Below are 21,048 nucleotides of genomic sequence, written 5' to 3' on the forward strand. Positions count from 1 at the left end.
TCGCTAACTTGTTTCAGGAATAAATGTTTTTTCGACATCTTTCGCTAAAACCCTTTATACAAGGGAACCTTTTTGTATGGCTTCCAGTCCCAATAGTATAACAAGGTAGAAAAAAAAGAGCCAGTTTCCTGACTCTTTTACTATTACTCTGCTTTTAAGCTTTCGATGAATTCAGCAAGTTTTTGAAGATCTTCATCTGAACCTGTCCATAATCCTGGTGGCATGTTACCGCGACCATTATGAGCAATGTCCTTAATCTCATCAGCTGTTAATCCAGTGTTCATTAGAGATGGTGCACCAGCTCCACCTTCTAAGCCTTCACCGTGACATGTAATACAAGCTGAGCCAGCGTATAGTTTATAACCTTCTGATTCTTTATCGAATTCAACTGTTTCTACAATTGCACCCATAGCTTTTTGAGCTTCCCAGTCGTGGTTAACAACTGACTCCCAAGTTAGGTAGAACATAGCAGCTAAAGTTAATAACATAAACGCTGTTGGCAATGGACGTTTAGATGGACGACGTTCTGGACCCTTGTCTAAAAATGGCATTAATAATAGCGCTCCAAATGCAAGACCTGGAATTACAATAGCTCCGATTACATTGTATGGACCAGAAGCAAATGAGTATTTTAAAAGTTGATACATAAATAAGAAGTACCAGTCCGGTAGTGGTGTATATGCTCTAGTTGGATCTGCCGGCCCTTCAAGTGGTGACGGGTGAGCGACAGTTAATAATAAGTATCCAATTAAAAATACAGCACCTACCATCCATTCCTTCAGTAAGAAGTTCGGCCAGAAAGCTTCCGTCTTACCTGGATATTCGGAATAATCCTTTGGAACGTTCGGCATTCTGTGATTCGCTTTAATACGAGAATCGCCGACAAATTTCATTCCTTTTCCGCGATGCATAGTGTCCCCTCCTTTTAAAGATCATCGAACCGTCAAGACAATCACAACGGTCCTGAAATTCCTTGACGACGAATCATGATAAAGTGCGCTGCAAGTAACCCAAACAATACTGCAGGTAAGAAGAATACATGAATCGCAAAGAATCGAGTTAACGTTTGAGCACCGAGAATCGTTGTGTCACCCGCTAATAATACTTTAATCATCCCACCGATAAACGGTACAGATGCTGCAATTTCGATACCTACTTTAGTAGCGAATAATGCTTTCATATCCCATGGTAATAAGTATCCTGTAAATCCAAGACCCATCATTACACCAAAAATACCTACACCAACCATCCAGTTTAATTCACGAGGTTTTTTATAAGAACCTGTGAAGAATACACGAAGTGTATGTAAGAACATCATTACGATAACTAATGAAGCTCCCCAGTGGTGCATACCGCGTACGATTTCACCAAATGCTACTTCGTTTTGTAAATAATAAACTGATTTCCATGCATTCACAACGTCTGGTACATAGTACATTGTTAGGAACATACCAGATAGAATTTGAATTACTGTGATGAAGAATGTTAATCCACCAAAGCAGTAAACGAATGCTGAAAAATGATGTGCAGGGTTAACGTGCTCTGGCACTTCGTGGTCGGCAATATCACGCCAAATCGGTGTAATATCTAGGCGTTCATCGACCCAATCATAAATTTTATTTAGCACTGTTGTCGTACCCCCTTACTTATTTAACTAGAGAATTTGCTTTAGCTGGACCAATCATTAAATAGCCATCTTGTTCTTGTACTTCAAATTCATCCAACGGACCTAGAGGCGGTGTACCTGCAATGTTTTTCCCGTTTTTCTCATAACGTCCTGCGTGGCATGGACAGAAGAATTGACCTGGGTGTGCAGAATCTCCATTCCAGTCAACCATACATCCTAAATGCTTACAAACAGGTGAAAGGGCAATGATTTGATCGCCACTTTTATAAACCCAAGCTACATCTGTAACCTGTGATTTATACCATGCATCCACTTGTTCATATGAAAAGTCCACTTTTACAGGCTCTTCAGTCAAGTCAGCGATTTTATGCTCTGTTTTTACAAAATCTCCACCCTCATGCTTTTGTAGCACAGGATCAATTGCAAAGCGAAGCATTGGCATTAGCATACCTGCCGCCATAAATCCACCTACACCAGTAAGAGTATAACTTAGAAATTGACGACGTGAAACTCGATTATTACTCATTATTTTCCCCCCTCTAACTTAAAGGTCAGTCCAACGGACATACTTTTACAAATAGTAATACTAGGACATATATATGATATATCAAGTCCATAGCTTGGTCAATATAGCATTCTGTGGAAAGCTGGAGAATGTGAACATTTATTGAAACTAATTGTTAAATCTGTGCCCATTTAGTCGAAAGCATTGGAATCACTTGTCGCAACTGATCTTCTAGAATGGATTTTTTCACACTAGCATCCATACTTTCTAATGGAATCGCTGGTAACCAAATCATATTGACTATCTCTCCACTTTTTGTCCAATAATGGTCACAAGTAATGAAAAACACATGCCTAAATCCAGCATTATGTAATTGTGCTTCTAATTGCTGTGGTAAATCATCGTTTTTTAAAGTTGTCATATAAGAAAATGGTGGCATGACTAGTAGACGACCTTTAAACTGCTGCTCTATAAAAGAAGTTAAAGACATGACAAAATCTACCTCGGCGCCACTTTGTTTCATTTTTTCAGAAGAGAGATCAATGGATACAAGTGGAACTATCGCGGTATCAATAAAATCTTTTTGTGCCATAAACGATGTTACATCGTTTGCATTAAAATACATTCAACAAACCTCCTTTTATCGCAAAATAAAAATGTCCTTTTCCACTCTTCGATAGGATACCCAATTAAAAGTGAAAACAATCATTCACTAGTAATGTTACCATATTGAAATGGATAAAGGACATTCAATTTTTACCTATAATTAACGTAAATTAGCCGTTTCCTTCAATGCTTGTAACAAATTAGACAATTCATAAAATCGCGCTTCATCTCCCTGGTCGAGGGCTTCATCAATTTGTGCGAGTAATTTCTCTTCTTGGAATACGAGTAAGCTATTGGAAAGCAGCTCTTCTGCCAGTATACGATCTTTTTCACTGACGAGCAGTGTTTCTGGCATATAAGGGTTTTCTTCAAGAACTGCTAAGTATTGTGCACTTGGTGGTATATTAGGAAAATTCAATTGTATATACATATCTTCTTGTTCATGTAAGCGTAAATCATGGAAAGACTTCTCAGCATCTGCCGTCATCACATTGCCTTTATAGAAACGAAAAGGCACACCTGTTGAGTCTACTGTCGACATCACCATTGCCCTAGGACAATAGTGAGCTTCTTCCACAAAACGGATTCTTTTTAACAAGTCATCATTACTTAATAGGTAATTTAAAATCCATACACACTCACGACGTTTCAATTGATAATTTTTTAAAAACCATCGAACAAATGCTTTTTTATCAACAACTGATACAGAAGCAGTCATACCCACTCCCTCCTTTACTCAAATTCTAAGGTTTCTAACTTCTCCTGCCACTCTGGTTCACCCGGTTGAATGTTGATTAATTGTCCAAGAACCTCTTTTGCCTCTGAACGCTTTCCTTCTTCTAATAAGAAGTAAACATATTTTTCTAAAAATGTTGCGTCTTCCTTAAAATCATTATATGCCAAACGGTAAAATTCGTATGCACGGTCGTACAATTCTAAATTTTCATATGCCTCTGCCGCAAATGGATATAAAGTGCTCCATTCAAAATCATTTTGCTGTAATGTCTCAAATAACTCGATCACATCCTCATGGCGCTCCTGTTGTCCAAACACTGAAATAAGCGCCAGTACGGCTTCCATATATTCAGGATCGAGTGCTATAGCTTCTCTCAGATGTTGCTCAGCTTCTTCTGGCAAACCATTCTTCAATGCCATCTTACCAGCAAATAAATAAAGCGATTTATCATATTCATCACGCTTTAACCCCTCTTGAATGGCAGCATAAGCTTTTTGATTATCCTCTGTCATTGCATAGCTTTCCGCAAGCAATAAATAGGCTGAGAAGTAATCAGGATCTAATTCTTTCAATTCCTCTAGTTGTTTAATAGCCATCTCGTATTTTTGTGACTGGAAAGCTGAATAAGCAGCTCCAAATAAAATATCGGGCTTTACTTCATCTTCAAGGGCTTTGACATAATAATCGAATGCCGTCTCATAGGCTGCACCTGCACGATAAACCTCTGCTAGTCGTTCGACAAGTTGAATACCAGCAAATTCATTTTGCTGCTCATATAAGTCCTCATACAGTCTTGCTGCCTCTAAAAAACGACCTGTTTCAAATAAAAGTTCTGCTTTCGCAAAATGTAATAATGGCTCGTCTGGTAAAATCGCTAATGCTTCATTTATACGCTTTTCTGCAACCTCAAATAACCCTTGCATTTGATAATAATCAGCTAAAACCAATAACGCTTGTGGATATTCTGGTGAGGTTTCTTCAATTTCTAATAATAAATCTAATGCTTCATCTTCATTTCCAAGCTCCATTAGGACATTGGCACGATCTATTTTTAACTGTGCTTCTTCTGGGAATAAAAATTGTAAATGCTCCAGCACTCGGTCAGCTTCCTTCATGTACCCATACTGCATAAAAATTTCAGCAAGTGCGTAGATCTCCTCGGGTAACTCCTTCATTAAAAATGATTCTAGTAGCTGATCGATTAATGCTAAATCCCCTTGTTCAAGTGCTTGCATCATTTCAGTCATCGCATTGTTCACAGTCATTCACCTATTCTTTCGTTGATACCTTTATGCTACAAAACATTTACCTCTGAAACAAGAAAAAACTCCCCAAAAGCTTGGAGAGCCTCTCTTTAATTGTTACTTCACTGCCTCAATATGCTCAAAGAACGATGGGTAGGATACAGCAATACATTGTGCATCATCTAGTGTAACAGCGCCGTCTGTTAGTAAAGCTGCAACAGCACCCATCATGCCGATACGATGATCGCCATAAGTTTGAAGGTTTGCTCCTTTTAAAGGCGTTGGTCCCTCAATAATCATACCATCATCTGTTGCTTCGATCTGGGCACCAAGTTTCTTCAATTCAGTCACAACAGCTGTGATACGGTCAGTCTCCTTCACCTTTAGCTCTTCTGCATCTTTAATGATCGTTTGACCATGTGCTTGCGTAGCAAGTAATGCAAGAATTGGAATTTCATCAATTAAACGAGGAATAATGTCTCCCTCAATTATTGTACCAGTTAAAGAAGATGTAGCGATCCGGATTATTGCTGTTGGTTCAGCTTGATTATCATCATTTGGCGTTACTGTCATCGTGGCACCCATTTTTTGCAGCACCTCAATAATGCCATCACGTGTTGGATTAATGCCAACATTATTTAGTGTTAGCTGACTATTTTTGCAAATGGCTCCTGCCACTAAGAAAAAGGCAGCGGATGATATATCTCCTGGCACAGAAACATGCGTCCCATTGAGCGCTTGTCCTCCTTCAATGGATACTACGCCATTATCTACTTCTACCTGTGCACCAAATTGACGCAGCATTCGCTCTGTATGATCTCTCGAAACATCCATTTCTCTAACAATAGTTGTTCCTTCAGCACGCAAGCCCGCAAGTAAAATAGCAGATTTCACCTGTGCACTTGCTACAGGCATTTTGTAATCAATGGCTTGTAATTTTGTACCTTGAATGGCTAGTGGTGTATATTGCCCGTCTGCACGCCCTGTAATTCGTGCCCCCATCTGACGAAGTGGATCTATAACACGGCGCATTGGTCGTTTTCCAATGGATGCATCTCCTGTCATGACAGAATGGACAGTAGAACCAGCTAAAATGCCTAGCATTAAGCGTGTTGTTGTACCAGAGTTACCCGTATATAACACTTCTGTCGGCTCCTGCCAGCCATCCATCCCTGGACTATGAATGGTTACATTTGTTCCTTCCACCTCAATCTGAACGCCAAGTTTCTGGAAGCAATCAATTGTACTTAAACAATCTTCACCTAGTAAAAAGCCCTCTACGGTTGTTGTTCCACTAGCAATGGCGCCAAACATCACAGAGCGATGAGATACAGACTTATCGCCTGGAACAGTTAAAGAGCCCTGTAGAGAAGGCTTGTTGTATTGCAATACTTTTTCACTCATGAACTTTATTCCCTCCAATATGAAGATAGAAAGCGCCGAAATGCCGACGCTTTCTTATGCTAAGAAATATACGTTTCAAAATTTGCCCGTTTTTGAATACAGGCTGCAGCACGTTCGCGATCATTTTCACTTTGGAAGCTAATGACTAGAATACCGAAAACATCTTCTCTTGATTCAACAATGCGTAGATTTGTAATACTAATTGCTTCATCTGCTAAAAAGCCCGTCACTTCAGAAATAACACCTGGATAGTCAGGAACATCAACATATAGGTCAAATGGTGTATACATAGCCCCTGCACTAATCGGTAATTCATCTCTCAGTTCTTTGGCAACAGCAAAATAGTTTTCAATTTCCTGTGAAGAACCCTCCATCAGCAGTTCCTTAATGCGCGTCATTTCTTTTTCCCAACCATCTAATTGCGTGAGGAGCTCCTCGCGATTTTGCAGCGTAATATCTCGCCATAAGATGGGATTCGAAGAGGCGATTCGTGTCACATCACGAAACCCTCCTGCTGCAAGAGAACGTGTCATTGGGTATTCCCCATTTTCGCCACCTAATTGATGGACAAGTGAGGCCGCAATAACATGTGGAAAATGACTCACCACCGCTGTCATATGATCATGCTCACTGGCAGATACACTGACTACTTTTGCATGGGTAAATTTCAGCAAACTTTCAAGCTGTGCCATATGAACAATTTCTTCCCCAGCAAGTGGCGTAAGCATGTAATATGCGTTTTCAAAAAGATGGGCCTTAGCAGCCAGCACACCACTTTTATGAGACCCCGCCATTGGATGTCCACCAATAAACGTTATGCCAAGTTCCCGTAATTCGCTGGCTTTTTGCATAATTAATTTCTTTGTACTCCCTGTATCTGTTACGATAACTTTATTTTTCAATGGCCATGATTTTAATTGCTCCATCCAATCCAGTGTTGCATTAACGGGCGTACCGAAGATAATAACATCAACCTCAGCCGCAACAGCCTGTGGATCTGGAACAATATCATGCACAATATTTAATGTTTTCGCATGCTCACGTGTTTGTGCGTCCATGTCATAGCCAATAATTTTTGTTTCAGGTGCTTTTTGCAAAGCAAGGGCAATAGAACCACCGATCAATCCCAGCCCTATAACGAGTACTTTGCGTGTCATGCAAATACCCCTTGTTGTTTTAACACTTCATCAAGTTGGCTAAGCAAAGCTGCATTTTGAGCCTCTGTTCCAATTGTCACACGGATAAATCCTGGTAATCCTAATGCATTACCACTGCGCACAATAAAGCCTCTTTTCATCAGCTCTTGGAAAACAACATCACTATCAGCATGGGTATCAAAGAAAATAAAGTTTGTATCAGATGGGAAGTATTTTAAATTATGCTTTTCACAAAATTCTACATATTGTTTTTTGCCTTTTTCATTGGCTTCACGGCATGCTTCAATATAATCTTGGTCACTAAGCGCAATGACAGCAACAGCTTGACTTAAGATTGTATTATTGAATGGTGCACGCACAGGATCGAGCTTAGCAATAACATCAGGTTGGCCAATTGCATAGCCAACGCGGAACGAGGCTAAGCCATATGCTTTAGAGAATGTACGCAGTAAAAGAACATTCGGATATTCGTCAATGATTGGTAACGTATCCTTGTGGTCTGGATGTGTAACATATTCAATGTATGCCTCATCAAGTACGACAAGGACATCGCTTGGAACCTTTGCAAGAAAGGCACGCAATGCAGCATCAGGAATGACAACTCCTGTAGGATTATTTGGACTACATACCCAAACAATAGAAGTTTGGTCATCAATTGCAGCCAACATCGCCTCTAAATCATGTGCTCCCTCTTGACAAGGCACTTTACGTACTTCAGCACCTTCAATTTCTGCATTGTGCCAGTATTGAGAGAAGGAAGGGTCGGCCATAACCGTGTTTACCCCTGGATACAACAGAGCACGAGTAATAATCGCAATGATGTCATCAGAGCCGTTACCAAAAAGAAGCTGTGTCTCTTTCACACCTAGATGATTTGCCACAGCAGTACGTAGGTTTTGTGCATAGCCATCTGGATAAAGTGCATGATTCACTGCATTATTTTGTAAATAAGCTGTTACCTTAGGTGAGCACCCGAATGGATTTTCATTCGATGCCAATTTAATAACTTCCTTTAAGCCATATTCACGTTGTACTTCTTCAATTGGTTTACCTGGCTTATATGCTTGCATACCGTCCAATTGTTGTTTCCACTTCATCTAAAACATCTCCTCTACTTATTTAGCCTGAGCCAAATCTGGTCTTAATTTCACTGCATCATTGAGATACAAGTGCTTTACATCTTTTTGTGCTACCTCTATGTTTGCATGTATTAATACACGAATGCATAACGGTAGCGCTTCTGGCACATCCATTTCATGTGTACACATTACAGGGACATATTGCCAGCCATCCATCAAGCGTACTGCACGAGCAGGAAATGCTGAGGTAATATCTGGCGTTGTTGAAATAAGGATTGATGCGATATCATCAATGTCCACATTATTTGCTGCCACAACCTCACGCACTAATCTTGCTGTCTCATCCCATACAAGCTCTGGCTTGTCAGATTCAATTGTTATTGCTCCTCTAAGTCCACGAATCATACAAGCACCTCCGCTAATAACTGTCTATATTCAGCATCTATTTCTTGACATTCTTCTATATCAATAGCTTTGACAAAAGGATTTCCAATTTTCTCCAAAAGAACAAACTGTAAAATGCCATATTCCGCTTTTTTATCTTTCATTAGGTAGCTAGATAATTGTTCAAATGAATAATCACCCACAGCCTCAAAAGGATAGCCGTTTTTTATCGCAAACTGTAAAAAGGATTGGGTGAACGTTCGATCAAGTTCTCCATATCGCTCACTCAATAGAAGACAATAGACGAGTCCAATCATAACCGCCTCACCATGAGCCACTTTGCCATAACCCGCAGCTGCTTCAATGGCATGTCCGTATGTATGACCTAGGTTTAAAAATTTTCGAACGGATTGCTCTGTTTCGTCCTCAGCAACAATTTGTGCTTTCACTTCAATTCCTTTTTTTAGTTGCTTTGCTAGTTCATTTTGATTAAAATGGATCACCGAATCTCCTGTCATTAATTCCTCCAGCCAGTTCGGGTCAGAAATCATGGCATGCTTAATTAACTCTGCTGTTCCTGAACGTACCTCACGCTCTGATAAACTTTCTAAAAGAGCTGTATCATATATCACGCCTTCTGGCTGATAAAATGCGCCAATCATATTTTTTCCTAGTGGATGATTAATGGCAGTTTTTCCACCAACTGCGGAATCATGCGCTAGAATAGTCGTTGGAATTTGAATAAACGGAATCCCTCGCATATAGGTTGCCGCAACAAAACCTGTTAAATCGCCAACTGCTCCTCCTCCAAAAGCAAAAATGAAGGATTTTCGGGAGCATTTTTGCTCTAATAAAAATGTTTGAGCAGCGTTGTATTGATCAAAGGTTTTGCACGCTTCTCCACCTGGCAAAATAAAGGCCTCAAAATGGTACGGGAAATTTGCTTTGAAATACTCTCCCTGTGCTGCCCAAACATTGACATCTGTAAACACAAAGAGCTTATCCGCTTTTTGAAGTTTATCAGCAAATGCCTCCACAGCTTCAGTTAGAAAATGATGCCCAAGAACAACTTCATATTGATGCGATTTTGTTGCTACTGGTACACGCATAAATTAGAACCCCTTTGTATATTGACGATGCTCGTCAATTTGAGCTTGTAATTGTGGTAGTTGATCACTATGGAATTGCTCTAAAATTGCATTCGCTATTTCCCAGGCAATAACATGTTCTGCAACTACAGACGCTGCTGGTACTGCACAGCTATCAGAGCGCTCAACACTCGCTTTAAACGGCTCTTTTGTTTCAATATCTACACTTTGTAATGGTTTATATAAAGTAGGAATTGGCTTCATCACACCACGTACAACAATTGGCATACCTGTTGACATACCGCCTTCTAAGCCGCCAAGTCGATTGGTTGCACGAGTATAACCTTCTTCTTCAGACCAGATGATTTCATCGTGTACTTCAGAACCTTTTCGACGTGCCATTTCAAAGCCAAGTCCAAATTCTACTCCTTTAAATGCATTAATGGATAGCATAGCAGCAGCAAGTTTCGCATCCAACTTGCGATCATAATGTACATAAGACCCTACACCTGCTGGCATGCCTTCTACAATGACTTCTACAACACCACCGATCGAATCGCCGGCTTTTTTCGCCTCATCAATTGCCTCAACCATTTTCGCAGAGGCGATTGGATCTACACAGTAGCAAGGATCCACTTCGACAATTGCACGAATTTCTTCCGTTGTTTTTCCTTCTATTAAAGATGTATCGGCTTTAATTCCCACTATCTCTGTAACATGCGCAACAATGGAAATGCCTAGTTCATTAAGTAACGCCTTTGCTACAGACCCAACTGCTACACGAACAGTTGTTTCACGCGCAGAGGAGCGCTCTAATACATTCCTTAAATCTCGGTGACCATATTTCATGCCTCCGACTAAATCTGCATGACCTGGTCGAGGACGTGAGATTTGACGCTTGATATCTTCAGGATTGATATCATCAGCTAGTGGCTCTGCTCCCATAATTTTAGTCCAGTGCTTCCAGTCATCATTTGTGACAACGAGTGCAACAGGAGATCCAAGTGTCTGACCATGACGAACACCAGCTACAATCTCCACTGTATCTGTTTCGATTTGCATGCGGCGCCCACGTCCATGACCTCCTTGGCGACGTTTTAAATCGTGATTAATTTTTTCTGCTGTAATGGGTAAGAGTGACGGTAAACCCTCAATAATTGTCGTTAATTGAGGTCCGTGTGACTCACCTGCTGTTAAGTAACGCATAAACACTTTCTCCCTTCAACTCGCTAAAGTATGTATTTTTCACTATAACATATATTCTTTAAAAAAACAGTCCTTTTACGAATGTCTTTTAAGTAGTTACCATTTTCATAGATCTAAATGTGAATATTCTGAATGAAAGTTATAAAAAACACCTAGCTAAATTTTATAAAAAATACGCCTTTGCTTATGATAAGCGAAAAGCGTATGAATTATCTATGTTTAATGCTTGGTCAACTTTATGTACAATTGTGTCATTTGTACAAGGCTTTTCATCCATATTATTAATTATTTTTACGATAGAAGAATGTGTCTTCTACATCAAATTCATAACGTGCTGGATTAAAAATTTGCTCTGTCGATCCAACAAATAAAACGCCATCCTTACGCAGTGCTTTACTAAAATTATTATAAATTTGATCTTTCGCTTCTTCTGTAAAATAAATCATGACATTGCGACAAACAATTAAATCATAATTGCTGTCATAAGAGTCATTCAATAAATTATGTTTCTTAAAGGTTACACAACGCTTAATCTCATCCTTCACGCGATAGAAGGAGCCTTCTTGTTCAAAATACTTTGCTTTAATATCACTTGGCACCTCTGCTAAAGAGCGTTCAGGGTAGACACCTAACTTCGCCTTTTGTATTACATTCTCATCTAAATCAGTGGCAATAATTTGAATTTGAGATAAAGGCACCAATTGAGATAATACCATTACTAATGAATATGGTTCTTCTCCTGTAGAACAAGCAGCACTCCAAATTTTTAAACGCTTATTAGTTTGTAAAAGTTTCGGAAATATTTTCTTTCGTAATACTTCCCAGCGCTTTCCGTTGCGATAAAATTCAGAAACATTGATCGTCATACGATCTAAGAATTCATTCATTAAATCTCGATCTTGTTCGAGTGCCTTTAGAAAGTCTACAAAATTACGATAGCCCTTTTTCTCATAAAGAGAGGTTAATCGTCTTTTCATTTGCGCTTCTTTATATAACGCTAAATCTATTCCTGTTTTGCGCTTAATACCTTCTATAAACTGTTCATAATCAGACATATGGTCATCTTCCCCTCTAGCGTCGTATTACCATTATAGCGGAAAAGTCCCAATCCTGAAATAGTCTTTCTCATGCATGCAAATCTACTTGCTTGCGTTTTGTTTTTCCTCTAAAAGTAATACTTTCGACTGTTCTAATTCAAGTCTCATTTTTTCTGTTTCAATCGTATAAGTTTCTAACCTAAGCTTTTCTAATTCTACTTCTTTTTCAACAGCTTTCAGTTTTATTTTTTGTTGTCTAGTATGAGCGTCTGTAAAAATTCCAGCTAGAGAAATAATAACGCCTCCAATTATCGCTACAATGGCAATTGACAATCCGTTCACTTCCTTTCGTTATTACGATTATACGGCAAAATGGAAAAAATAGTTTCATTTTTCAGGAATTTATTCCAATAAAAAATGAAGGTAGATTTTCACCACCCTCATTCTATCCATTATCGTTAGACTTGTATGCGATACTCTTTTAAATCTTCTCGTAATTTAGCCTTTAAGAATTTACCTACAGACGTTTTTGGTACTTCGTCAATGAAGATAATATCATCAGGAACCCATGTTTTATGGAATTGGTGCTGTAGACTCTCTAGTAACTCTTCTTTAGTAATCGAACCCTTAAACTCTGGCTTTGCTACGACACAAGCTAATGGTCGCTCCAACCACTTTTCATGTGGAATGGCAATAACAGCCGCCTCAAAGACCTTTGGATGTGACATTAATGCATTTTCAAGCTCTACTGAAGAAATCCATTCGCCACCACTCTTAATTAAATCCTTTGTACGGTCGGTGATTTTTATATAGCCATCTGTTGTCATCACAGCAATATCGCCTGTATAGAGCCAGCCGTCTTTAAAGGCCTCTTCCGTTCGTTCATCCTGATAATACTCGTTGGCAATCCATGGGCCTCTAATCGTAAGCTCTCCCATCGTTTTGCCATCCCAAGGCACTTCACCATTTTCATTGACAATCCTTGTATCAATAAGAGGCATTGTCATACCTTGTGTAATCCGAACATTCATTTTTTCATCAGCCGTATAGTCCTGCATATGTGTTAAATACGTGGATAGGCTTACAAGTGGTGAGGTTTCTGTCATACCGTAACCTGTCATGTACGGGATATTAAGTTCTCGCTCAAAGCCTCGAACAAGACCAATTGGTGAAGCAGAACCTCCACAAACAATTAATCGCATAGACGATAGGTCACGAGGATTTTGACGCTGCTCCTGTAGAACGCCTAGCCATATAGTCGGTACCCCTGCTGTCAATGTAACTTTATATACATCAAATAATTCAAGCAATAGCTGTGGTGTAAACATAGGTCCCGGTAAGACCTGTGTAGAACCAAATGCGACACTGGCAAATGGTAATCCCCATGCATTCGCATGGAACATTGGTACAACAGGTAACACCACATCCGACTCACAAATCGCAATACTGTCAGCGAGACCAGCTGTTAAACTATGAAGTACAATACTGCGATGTGTATAGACTACTCCCTTTGGCATGCCCGTCGTTGCACTTGTATAGCACATGCCTGCGGGTGTATTTTCATCTAGATCTTCTGGGAATGTGAAATGTTCATCTGCCTCCGTAAGTAACGATTCATAGGAAAGAGCATTTGGAATCGGTAAAGTTTCTACTGCAACAGCATCACCCATAATGATAAAATGCTTTACCGTTTTCAGCTGAGATACGATCGGTGCAATTAATGGCACCAGATTATCATCTATTAATAATATTTCATCCTCGGCATGATTGATGACATAGGCAATATGCTCGGGGGATAATCGAATATTAATCATATGCAATACTGCTCCTGCACATGGTACAGCAAAATAGGCTTCCAAATGGCGATGGTGGTTCCAAGCAAATGTGCCAACCTTCATTCCTCGCTCCATTCCTAGTTTCGTCAAAGCATCAGCTAATCGGCGAGTCCGTTTCACATATTCTTTATACGTAAATTCGTGAATAGTAGTGGCACTTGTTCGAGAATAGATTTTCTTTGAGTGAAAAAATCGTTCTGCGCGATTCAAAAAACTTGTTAATAATAAAGGTGTATCCATCATATGCATGATACCGCTTCCCTTCATCTACGATTTTAGAAACAATCAAAACAAAAACTATTTGAACTAGATTTTGACGCTACCTCGGTTGCATTCGAATGGCACCATCTAGTCGAATGACCTCTCCATTTAATAAGCCATTGTGGATAATACTTTCAACCAAAAGAGCATATTCCGAAGGTTTACCAAGTCGTTTAGGGAATGGTGTCATTTGAGCAAGAGCTGTTCGTGCAGGCTCAGGTAACGAAGCAAACATTGGTGTTTCAATTAATCCTGGCGCTATGGTCATCACTCGGACACCGATTTCCGCAAGCTCTCTTGCAATGGGCAACGTCATTGCTGCTACGCCCCCTTTTGACGCGCTATAAGCAGCTTGTCCGATTTGCCCATCAAATGCTGCCACAGACGCGGTATTAATAATGACACCACGCTGTCCATCTTCATTTGGCTCATTATGTTGCATTTTATCTGCCACTAGACGGATGACATTAAACGTGCCAACTAAATTAACAGCAATCACTTTTTCAAATAACCCAAGGGCATGTATACCACGCTTCGAAATAACTTTACTCGCATCTGCTATACCAGCACAGTTCACTGCGACATTGATCTTGCCAAAAGCTGCAACAACCTGCTCTAGGCCTGCCGCCACGTCCTCTTCCTTTGTGACATCCACTCGTGCATAAAGGACATTTTGACCTAATTCCTCCACTAGAGCTTGTCCACGCTCATCATTGACATCAAAAATAATTGCTTTGCCACCCTGTCCTATTAATTTCCGAACGGTTGCCTCTCCTAAACCAGAGGCACCCCCTGTTACGACTGCCACCACTTCATGTTCTTTCATCAGACATATCCCCTTTTACATTTTTTCAATGATCGTGGCATTGGCCATTCCCATTCCCTCACAAATCGCCAACAAGCCGTAACGATAATTCTCTCGCTCCATGCGATAGAGCATAGTCGTTAACAATTTTGTACCAGTTGCCCCTAATGGATGTCCCAGCGCAATTGCTCCACCATCAGGATTGAGCTTCTGTGGGTCTCCTCCTATTTCATGCAGCCATACGAGCGGCACAGGTGCAAAGGCTTCATTTACCTCATATGTGTCGATATCCTCTATGTTGAGACCTGACCGTTCTAATGCTTTTCTAGTAGCTTCGATTGGCCCTGTCAGCATTAATGTCGGATCAGAACCCACGACCACTCTTGTCACAATTTTAGCGAGTGGTTGAATGCCTAGTTCTCTTGCTTTATCCAATGCCATCACGACTACAGCTGAGGCCCCATCGCTCATTTGGCTCGCATTGCCCGCAGTAATCGCGCCATTCTCTTGAAAGACGGTTTTTAATCCATTTAAAATATCAACAGTAGTTTCTGCACGAGGACCCTCATCAACCGCAAATGTTGTCACTGAGCCATCCTCTTGTGGAACTTGAATAGGTAGTATTTCAGCTTGGAAATGACCCGCTCTAATGGCGGAAATTGCTCGTTGATGGCTTTGATAAGCATAGCTATTTAGCTGTTCTTTCGATAAAGACCATTGGGAAGCGATTTTCTCTGCTGATAATCCTTGATGGATAATATCATAATTTTCCTGTAAGCGGTTACTAGCATGTGCATGTTGCATGTTTGAGCCCATTGGTACTCTTGACATGCTTTCTACCCCACCAGCAATGACAATGTCCATATCCCCCGCTAAAATTGCCTGTGCTGCGAAGTGCACGGCTTGTTGGCTTGAACCACACTGACGATCAATGGTTACTCCTGGCACACTCTCTGGGAAACCAGCCATTAATAATGAGGTCCTCGCAATATTTGCCCCTTGTTCAGCTGTTTGGGTCACACACCCCAAAATGACATCGTCTACTTGTTCCTTACCAATGCCTGCACGCTTTACAACCTCCTGTAATACATCAGCTGCTAAATCATCTGCTCGAACTTGACTTAATGCGCCCTTACTTCTACCTACAGCAGTTCTCACAGCTGCTACAATCACCACTTCTCTCATGTCCATAACCCCTTTTCCTCGTCATCCTCATAGTTTATTGACGAGTCTACTCAACTATTCCTAACTTAATTATCAGAATATTACATTATTTATTGTACATGAGTAAGAAGTTTTTAACAATTCTATATGTATCTAGTAAGAAATTATTCGTCAGAATGATCCCTCTCCTTTTTTGCGCAATAAAAAAGCAATCTCAAAAAATGAGATTGCTTGATCTATTCGACATTAAACTAAATCTTCACCGAAGAATAAGCCGATTTCGCGCTCTGCAGAAGCAAGAGAGTCTGAACCGTGGATGATGTTGTGAGAAACAGTTGTTGCGTAGTCACCACGGATTGTACCTGGGTTAGATTCTTCAGGTTTTGTTGCACCCATCATTGTACGAGCAAGCTTGATTACGTTCTCGCCTTCCCATACCATAGCGAATACAGGACCAGAAGTGATGAAATCAACTAATTCACCGAAGAATGGACGCTCAGCATGCTCAGCATAGTGCTTTTCTGCTAATTCTTTAGGAATTACCATTAATTTAGCACCTTTCATTACAAAACCGCGACGTTCGAAACGATCAACGATGTCTCCAATTACTTGACGTTCAACGCCGTCAGGCTTAACCATTAAAAAAGTTTGTTCAATTGCCATGTTTAAAACACTCCTTAAATTCGTCTAACAGGTTTTACACCTACCGATAAATATTAACAAAAAATGAGCTTTTGTACAACAAAAAGCTAGAATTTGCGCTTACCCATGAACAATGCTACATCACGTAATTTTTTCTTAACGGGATGTTTTGGTAAAGCATCAATTTCCTGTAAGGCTTTTTTCAAATATTTATCACTCATACGATTAGCTTGCTCAATTGCATGGGATTTACGCACATATTGCAACATATTTTGACGTTCCGATTCTGTTAACGTGCCTGCAAACACTTTAACTAAGTATGGTTGCATCTCGGGATCATCTTTCAATAATAAAATCGGTAAAGTAATATTCCCCTGTAGTAAGTCACTACCTGCTGGCTTCCCTAGTTCTTTATCGGTTGCCATAATATCTAAAACATCATCGATAATTTGGAAGCTCATGCCTACAAAGTAGCCGAAGCGCTTTAAATGCCGAACTGTTTTACTATCAACCCCCGCTGCCACAGCTCCTAGCTCACAGCTTGAGGAAATAAGTAATGCTGTTTTGCGTTTGATTCTTCTAAAATAATCTTTTAAACCTTGATCTAATCTAAATTTATCTTCAATTTGAATGACTTCACCGTTACAAATCTCCACCATCGTACGGGCTAAAATTTGATGTACAAGTGGGTCTTCTAACTTTGTTATATATTCCAGCGCACGTGCGAAAATAAAATCGCCTGTGTACATTGCTACCCTGTTATTCCACTGTGATTTGACAGTCGGGCGCCCTCTTCGCATATTGGAGTCGTCAATGACATCATCATGTACAAGCGATGCCATATGAATGAGTTCTAAAGGTACTGCTACATCCTTCATCTTCTCAATGTCATAATCACCAAATTTTGCGCCTAGTAACACAAAAATTGGTCTTATCCGTTTGCCACCAGCTTGTAATAAATGGAGAGAAGCATCGTTGATCAAATATGAAGACGAGTCCACCGCTTTTTCTAACTCTTGTTCAATGATTTCGATATCTGATTTCAAATCGGAATAGAGTAGTTTTAACTTCATCTTTTCCACGTGTGAAAACCTTCCCCCATTAACGTATCTTTTTAAAGCCCATATGCATTGCCGCAGCCCCGCCACTGTATGCTTTGTACGTTACTTTTTCTAATCCTGCCTGCTCAAACAATGCCGCTAACCTTTTCATACCTGGGAAATCATTCGCAGATTCCTGAAGCCAAGAATACTCCTTATAGCTTTTCGCAAATATTTTACCAAATATCGGCATTATATATTTAAAATAAAAACGGAACAACTGACGATAACCAGGAATTTCAGATTGAGATGTTTCTAAACAAACCACCATTCCACCTGGTTTAACAACACGATGCATTTCCTTCAAAACTTGTAAATAATCAGGTACATTGCGAAGACCAAAGCCGATTGTCACATAATCAAACGTATCATCTGGAAAAGGCAACTCCATCGCATTTCCATGAACTAGTTCAATTTGTGGGTATGGCTCTACCTTTTTTTCGCCAACTTTCAGCATGTTTTGACTAAAGTCTAGCCCTTTTACTTCTCCACTTTCACCAACAGCCTCTGCCAATGCGATTGTCCAGTCTGCGGTGCCACAGCATACATCAAGTGCTTTTGATCCAGGTTTTACAGCCATGTGCTTCATCGTATCGTTACGCCAGCCAACATGCATCTGGAAACTAATTACACCATTCATTTTATCGTAGTTTTCCGAAATACTTTCAAATACTTCGTGAACGTGTTCTTCTTTCGTTTTAGCCATTTTGAAAAACCTCTCTTATCCGTTAGTAGAAGCAATGGATGCCTCTACATGTGCATGTAAAGCTTGTTTGATATCACTTTGTAAAAAGGATGCCTGATTAATGATCTGTGATAGCTCTGTTTTTAAATGCACAATTTTCCCTTGGATGACGCTATTAAAGGTTGCGCCATTACGTCTGACACTTTCTTCTAGTGCCTTACCCATTAAAGACATTTGCCCACGTTGATAAGCTGTCCATTCTTTTTCTAAACGCAAGATTAATAAGCTTTTTTCTATAAGTGGTATATATTCACCGAAAGAATAAAGATCAAAAAATTGAGCAATTAACCCTGATTCTATCGTACTCATCGACGTATACCACTGTTCCATTGTTCGTTGTTTATTTTCATAAACTTTAATTTGGTTTTCACATCGTGCCACAATACCTTGTGACAAGTTTCGAATCAATGCGACATTCCCTGACATTGCTAATATTTCATAATAACGACCACTATAAAAATCCCCAGCTAAAACGGTAAGCTGCTGTTCTTTTGATGTTGCGTCTAATTCTTTTATATGATCGTGAGCCGCTAATGCTGCGTACACTATGCCAACAGTAATTGCAGCCTCTTGTTGCTCTTGTTGCCACTCTTCACCATTCAAAAACGGGATTAACAAATAAAACAGTTGATTTTCATCTAGCACAGGTACACCTGTGTATTTTTGCAAAGTTCTATGACGAACATCCATGAAAATCTCTGTTTTTAACTGTGCAATTGAATTTTGAATGTATGTTGCATTCATAGACCTTACTCCATTTCACTTTCAGATACGTTAGCCCTGTACAAGGCTAAACGCTTGCTTACTGAGTCATTATAGCATACGCAACGATGCGGAATAAAAAAAATTTGCTTTCTTCATAGCACAGGCAGTAAAGCTCTCCCAAAATTGAATGTTGGAATGCTAACTGCCCATAGACCTTATACTCAGTTTTTCACATCTAGTGTTTTTATATGTGCTGTAGAACGTTGAACAGCATTAAAACCTATCGTCAGAAACAAAGTCTCTTATTTTTTCGCTTCGCTATTGATCACGCCATGTGCTGTATGAATTTGCGCTTTACCGCGTATTTTCATAGCAGATGTGTGTTCTGTAAATTGAGCAATCATTACTTCGCCGGCATCTAATTTCTCTGAATGATGGAATTTCGTATCTGTTCCACGTGTTAATCCAATGACATGTACACCATCTTCTTCTGCTTGAATAACAATATAATCTTGTGACATCTTTGTACACTCCTTAAATCCGACAAATTCTTAGTTCATCATAACATAATTAGACACGCAATTTAAGACATTTGAATAAATGACAGCACTTCTCTACGTTTCACTTCATCTTCCTCATAAATACCACGTGCAACAGATGTCACCGTTTTGGAACCAGGTTTTTTCAATCCACGCATTGTCATACACATATGCTCTGCCTCGATCACAACATAAACACCTTTTGGCGAAAGCATCTCCATAATTGTGTCCGCTACTGAAGAGGTAATACGCTCTTGTAGTTGTGGTCTGCGGGCAATCGTCTCCACTGCACGTCCTAACTTACTCAGTCCTGCAACAACGCCGTCATTTGGTATGTATGCAACATGTGCTTTGCCATAGAAAGGTACTAGATGATGCTCACACATCGAATAAAAAGGTATATCTTTGACAAGCACTAGTTCTTCATGATCTTCATGAAACACCGTTTTAAAGTACTCTTTAGCATCCTCATGCAAGCCGCTGAACATTTCTGCATACATTTTTGCTACACGCTTCGGCGTATCCAATAAACCTTCACGATTAACATCTTCACCTACCGCTTCTAAAATCATTTTTACCGCTTCCTCTATTTTCAATAAATCAATATTCGACATCAAAAAAACCTCCTGCATATCAAAACATTACACATTTCCCTATGCATCGTAGCACATCCAAAAGGTAAGCGCAAAATGACTTACCTGATTCATCAGAAATTCGCTTCTAGATAAGCAAATCACTGTATATTATTATGTAAAATACAAATTTTGAAGCTAAAAAGAGCAGCCTTCATGTTCGTTAACATGAAGACTGCTCTATGTAACTACTAGACGTGTATTATTTTACCGCGTCTTTAAGCGCTTTACCTGGTTTGAAAGCAGGCACCTTGCTAGCAGCGATTTCGATTTCTTTACCAGTTTGTGGGTTACGACCTTTACGAGCCGCACGTTCACGTACTTCAAAGTTACCAAAACCAATTAATTGTACTTTGTCACCCTTTGCAAGAGCATCTTGAATTGTATCAAATACAGCTTCAACTGCTTTAGAAGCGTCTTTCTTAGAAAGACCTGCAGCTTCAGCAACAGAGTTTACTAATTCTGTTTTATTCACACCATTCACCTCCTCTCAAAGGGTCATGAACCAATTCTGTAAAAAGAGTAACACATAGAAAACCGCTACGCA

Annotated in this window: 24 protein-coding genes; all 24 read right to left on the minus strand. The window is 39.8% G+C overall.

All coding sequences use genetic code 11. From position 1 onward, the window contains the following. Positions 1 to 143: 143 nt before the first annotated feature. The 24 genes from RCJ95_RS02950 to RCJ95_RS03065 all read right to left on the minus strand — a co-directional run bounded on the left by RCJ95_RS02950 (position 144) and on the right by RCJ95_RS03065 (position 20,976). Positions 144 to 911 (minus strand): menaquinol-cytochrome c reductase cytochrome b/c subunit, encoded by a 768-nt coding sequence (locus RCJ95_RS02950; protein WP_004232669.1) that lies wholly within the window; start codon positions 909 to 911, stop codon positions 144 to 146. A 41-nt stretch (positions 912 to 952) separates the two neighbouring features. Next, a complete protein-coding gene (gene qcrB, locus RCJ95_RS02955) occupies positions 953 to 1,627 on the minus strand; it encodes a menaquinol-cytochrome c reductase cytochrome b subunit (protein ID WP_004232663.1) in 675 nt (224 codons plus the stop codon). A gap of 19 nt (positions 1,628 to 1,646) precedes the next feature. Then, entirely contained in the window at positions 1,647 to 2,153 is a 507-nt protein-coding gene (locus RCJ95_RS02960) for a QcrA and Rieske domain-containing protein (RefSeq protein WP_004232660.1), read from the minus strand. A 154-nt stretch (positions 2,154 to 2,307) separates the two neighbouring features. Beyond that, a complete protein-coding gene (locus tag RCJ95_RS02965; RefSeq protein WP_004232658.1) occupies positions 2,308 to 2,757 on the minus strand; it encodes a DUF2487 family protein in 450 nt (149 codons plus the stop codon). A 141-nt stretch (positions 2,758 to 2,898) separates the two neighbouring features. Then, positions 2,899 to 3,456, minus strand: a complete 558-nt coding sequence (locus RCJ95_RS02970; protein ID WP_004232655.1) for a ReoY family proteolytic degradation factor — start codon at positions 3,454 to 3,456, stop codon at positions 2,899 to 2,901. 14 nt (positions 3,457 to 3,470) lie between these two features. After that, a complete protein-coding gene (locus RCJ95_RS02975; RefSeq protein WP_004232654.1) occupies positions 3,471 to 4,739 on the minus strand; it encodes a tetratricopeptide repeat protein in 1,269 nt (422 codons plus the stop codon). A gap of 96 nt (positions 4,740 to 4,835) precedes the next feature. Then, positions 4,836 to 6,122: a 3-phosphoshikimate 1-carboxyvinyltransferase gene (gene aroA, locus RCJ95_RS02980; protein WP_312130893.1), complete on the minus strand. Its 1,287-nt coding sequence runs from the start codon at positions 6,120 to 6,122 to the stop codon at positions 4,836 to 4,838. A 59-nt stretch (positions 6,123 to 6,181) separates the two neighbouring features. After that, positions 6,182 to 7,279 carry a prephenate dehydrogenase gene (locus RCJ95_RS02985; RefSeq protein ID WP_004232652.1) on the minus strand — a complete coding sequence of 366 codons (1,098 nt, stop codon included), beginning with the start codon at positions 7,277 to 7,279 and terminating at the stop codon, positions 6,182 to 6,184. Next, entirely contained in the window at positions 7,276 to 8,376 is a 1,101-nt protein-coding gene (hisC, locus tag RCJ95_RS02990) for a histidinol-phosphate transaminase (protein WP_274772339.1), read from the minus strand. Before hisC ends, RCJ95_RS02985 begins: the two co-directional genes overlap by 4 nt. A gap of 18 nt (positions 8,377 to 8,394) precedes the next feature. Beyond that, complete coding sequence (gene aroH / locus RCJ95_RS02995) at positions 8,395 to 8,763, minus strand: chorismate mutase (protein ID WP_202341471.1); 369 nt, start codon at positions 8,761 to 8,763, stop codon at positions 8,395 to 8,397. After that, complete coding sequence (aroB, locus tag RCJ95_RS03000) at positions 8,760 to 9,851, minus strand: 3-dehydroquinate synthase (RefSeq protein ID WP_274772337.1); 1,092 nt, start codon at positions 9,849 to 9,851, stop codon at positions 8,760 to 8,762. The genes aroH and aroB overlap by 4 nt, the downstream gene beginning before the upstream one ends. 3 nt (positions 9,852 to 9,854) lie before the next feature. Beyond that, positions 9,855 to 11,036: a chorismate synthase gene (gene aroC, locus RCJ95_RS03005; protein ID WP_274772335.1), complete on the minus strand. Its 1,182-nt coding sequence runs from the start codon at positions 11,034 to 11,036 to the stop codon at positions 9,855 to 9,857. Between the two features lie 281 nt (positions 11,037 to 11,317). Continuing rightward, entirely contained in the window at positions 11,318 to 12,091 is a 774-nt protein-coding gene (locus RCJ95_RS03010) for a CheR family methyltransferase (protein ID WP_221680618.1), read from the minus strand. 84 nt (positions 12,092 to 12,175) lie between these two features. After that, positions 12,176 to 12,406 (minus strand): hypothetical protein, encoded by a 231-nt coding sequence (locus tag RCJ95_RS03015; RefSeq protein WP_004232641.1) that lies wholly within the window; start codon positions 12,404 to 12,406, stop codon positions 12,176 to 12,178. Between the two features lie 125 nt (positions 12,407 to 12,531). Further along, entirely contained in the window at positions 12,532 to 14,157 is a 1,626-nt protein-coding gene (locus RCJ95_RS03020; protein WP_446721877.1) for a long-chain fatty acid--CoA ligase, read from the minus strand. 70 nt (positions 14,158 to 14,227) lie between these two features. Further along, the gene (locus RCJ95_RS03025; protein ID WP_446721878.1) at positions 14,228 to 14,995 is read right to left on the minus strand and encodes a 3-hydroxyacyl-CoA dehydrogenase; all 768 of its coding nucleotides are present in this window, start codon (positions 14,993 to 14,995) and stop codon (positions 14,228 to 14,230) included. Between the two features lie 15 nt (positions 14,996 to 15,010). Further along, entirely contained in the window at positions 15,011 to 16,159 is a 1,149-nt protein-coding gene (locus RCJ95_RS03030) for a thiolase family protein (RefSeq protein WP_446721879.1), read from the minus strand. A 225-nt stretch (positions 16,160 to 16,384) separates the two neighbouring features. Then, positions 16,385 to 16,801: a nucleoside-diphosphate kinase gene (gene ndk / locus RCJ95_RS03035; protein WP_004232627.1), complete on the minus strand. Its 417-nt coding sequence runs from the start codon at positions 16,799 to 16,801 to the stop codon at positions 16,385 to 16,387. 86 nt (positions 16,802 to 16,887) lie between these two features. Further along, the gene (gene hepT / locus RCJ95_RS03040) at positions 16,888 to 17,862 is read right to left on the minus strand and encodes a heptaprenyl diphosphate synthase component II (protein ID WP_221680600.1); all 975 of its coding nucleotides are present in this window, start codon (positions 17,860 to 17,862) and stop codon (positions 16,888 to 16,890) included. 19 nt (positions 17,863 to 17,881) lie between these two features. Further along, positions 17,882 to 18,586, minus strand: a complete 705-nt coding sequence (locus RCJ95_RS03045) for a demethylmenaquinone methyltransferase (RefSeq protein WP_004232623.1) — start codon at positions 18,584 to 18,586, stop codon at positions 17,882 to 17,884. A 15-nt stretch (positions 18,587 to 18,601) separates the two neighbouring features. Then, on the minus strand, positions 18,602 to 19,369 hold the full coding sequence (locus RCJ95_RS03050) for a heptaprenyl diphosphate synthase component 1 (protein ID WP_221680599.1): 768 nt from the start codon (positions 19,367 to 19,369) through the stop codon (positions 18,602 to 18,604). A 263-nt stretch (positions 19,370 to 19,632) separates the two neighbouring features. Then, positions 19,633 to 19,851 carry a trp RNA-binding attenuation protein MtrB gene (gene mtrB / locus RCJ95_RS03055; RefSeq protein ID WP_004232621.1) on the minus strand — a complete coding sequence of 73 codons (219 nt, stop codon included), beginning with the start codon at positions 19,849 to 19,851 and terminating at the stop codon, positions 19,633 to 19,635. Between the two features lie 62 nt (positions 19,852 to 19,913). Then, positions 19,914 to 20,483 carry a GTP cyclohydrolase I FolE gene (gene folE, locus RCJ95_RS03060; protein WP_274772298.1) on the minus strand — a complete coding sequence of 190 codons (570 nt, stop codon included), beginning with the start codon at positions 20,481 to 20,483 and terminating at the stop codon, positions 19,914 to 19,916. 220 nt (positions 20,484 to 20,703) lie between these two features. Then, positions 20,704 to 20,976 carry an HU family DNA-binding protein gene (locus RCJ95_RS03065; RefSeq protein WP_004232618.1) on the minus strand — a complete coding sequence of 91 codons (273 nt, stop codon included), beginning with the start codon at positions 20,974 to 20,976 and terminating at the stop codon, positions 20,704 to 20,706. Positions 20,977 to 21,048: the final 72 nt, after the last annotated feature.

The organism is Lysinibacillus sp. BSL11 (assembly GCF_052928325.1).

Bases quoted from the DNA above. Each gene is read 5' to 3' on its own strand.
- RCJ95_RS02950 (WP_004232669.1), bottom strand. From the start codon at position 911: ATGCATCGCGGAAAAGGAATGAAATTTGTCGGCGATTCTCGTATTAAA.
- RCJ95_RS02960 (WP_004232660.1), bottom strand. From the start codon at position 2,153: ATGAGTAATAATCGAGTTTCACGTCGTCAATTTCTAAGTTATACTCTT.
- RCJ95_RS02965 (WP_004232658.1), bottom strand. From the start codon at position 2,757: ATGTATTTTAATGCAAACGATGTAACATCGTTTATGGCACAAAAAGAT.
- RCJ95_RS02970 (WP_004232655.1), bottom strand. From the start codon at position 3,456: ATGACTGCTTCTGTATCAGTTGTTGATAAAAAAGCATTTGTTCGATGG.
- RCJ95_RS02975 (WP_004232654.1), bottom strand. From the start codon at position 4,739: ATGACTGTGAACAATGCGATGACTGAAATGATGCAAGCACTTGAACAA.
- aroA (WP_312130893.1), bottom strand. From the start codon at position 6,122: ATGAGTGAAAAAGTATTGCAATACAACAAGCCTTCTCTACAGGGCTCT.
- RCJ95_RS02985 (WP_004232652.1), bottom strand. From the start codon at position 7,279: ATGACACGCAAAGTACTCGTTATAGGGCTGGGATTGATCGGTGGTTCT.
- hisC (WP_274772339.1), bottom strand. From the start codon at position 8,376: ATGAAGTGGAAACAACAATTGGACGGTATGCAAGCATATAAGCCAGGT.
- aroH (WP_202341471.1), bottom strand. From the start codon at position 8,763: ATGATTCGTGGACTTAGAGGAGCAATAACAATTGAATCTGACAAGCCA.
- aroB (WP_274772337.1), bottom strand. From the start codon at position 9,851: ATGCGTGTACCAGTAGCAACAAAATCGCATCAATATGAAGTTGTTCTT.
- aroC (WP_274772335.1), bottom strand. From the start codon at position 11,036: ATGCGTTACTTAACAGCAGGTGAGTCACACGGACCTCAATTAACGACA.
- RCJ95_RS03010 (WP_221680618.1), bottom strand. From the start codon at position 12,091: ATGTCTGATTATGAACAGTTTATAGAAGGTATTAAGCGCAAAACAGGA.
- RCJ95_RS03020 (WP_446721877.1), bottom strand. From the start codon at position 14,157: ATGCATATGATGGATACACCTTTATTATTAACAAGTTTTTTGAATCGC.
- RCJ95_RS03025 (WP_446721878.1), bottom strand. From the start codon at position 14,995: ATGAAAGAACATGAAGTGGTGGCAGTCGTAACAGGGGGTGCCTCTGGT.
- RCJ95_RS03030 (WP_446721879.1), bottom strand. From the start codon at position 16,159: ATGAGAGAAGTGGTGATTGTAGCAGCTGTGAGAACTGCTGTAGGTAGA.
- ndk (WP_004232627.1), bottom strand. From the start codon at position 16,801: ATGGCAATTGAACAAACTTTTTTAATGGTTAAGCCTGACGGCGTTGAA.
- RCJ95_RS03045 (WP_004232623.1), bottom strand. From the start codon at position 18,586: ATGGCTAAAACGAAAGAAGAACACGTTCACGAAGTATTTGAAAGTATT.
- RCJ95_RS03050 (WP_221680599.1), bottom strand. From the start codon at position 19,369: ATGAATGCAACATACATTCAAAATTCAATTGCACAGTTAAAAACAGAG.
- mtrB (WP_004232621.1), bottom strand. From the start codon at position 19,851: ATGTCACAAGATTATATTGTTATTCAAGCAGAAGAAGATGGTGTACAT.
- folE (WP_274772298.1), bottom strand. From the start codon at position 20,483: ATGTCGAATATTGATTTATTGAAAATAGAGGAAGCGGTAAAAATGATT.